The sequence below is a fragment of the Burkholderia sp. AU32262 genome (assembly GCF_020419985.1).
Lineage (GTDB): Bacteria > Pseudomonadota > Gammaproteobacteria > Burkholderiales > Burkholderiaceae > Burkholderia > Burkholderia semiarida.
The window spans coordinates 1-585 of record NZ_JAIZRS010000086.1 but is presented as its reverse complement, the minus strand read 5'-3'; the positions used below and the strand labels follow the sequence as shown (position 1 = coordinate 585).

At 53.5% G+C, this 585-nt stretch carries 1 rRNA gene; it reads left to right on the top strand.

From position 1 onward, the window contains the following. Positions 1–133 precede the first annotated feature (133 nt). Positions 134–585 (top strand): 16S ribosomal RNA (locus LGN10_RS33430); the annotation flags it as partial.

Genomic DNA, 585 nt, shown 5'->3' with positions numbered 1-585 from the left:
CTGATCCTCGGATCAGATAGCGAAAGTATCAAGAGTCTCACACTAAAGTAAGTCAGGTTTATGAAGTGATTCATATTCCTGTCAGCTTTGAGTGAGCGACCGGTTCTACGGAACCGAAAACAGTAACAGGTTTGAACTGAAGAGTTTGATCCTGGCTCAGATTGAACGCTGGCGGCATGCCTTACACATGCAAGTCGAACGGCAGCACGGGTGCTTGCACCTGGTGGCGAGTGGCGAACGGGTGAGTAATACATCGGAACATGTCCTGTAGTGGGGGATAGCCCGGCGAAAGCCGGATTAATACCGCATACGATCCACGGATGAAAGCGGGGGACCTTCGGGCCTCGCGCTATAGGGTTGGCCGATGGCTGATTAGCTAGTTGGTGGGGTAAAGGCCTACCAAGGCGACGATCAGTAGCTGGTCTGAGAGGACGACCAGCCACACTGGGACTGAGACACGGCCCAGACTCCTACGGGAGGCAGCAGTGGGGAATTTTGGACAATGGGCGAAAGCCTGATCCAGCAATGCCGCGTGTGTGAAGAAGGCCTTCGGGTTGTAAAGCACTTTTGTCCGGAAAGAAATCC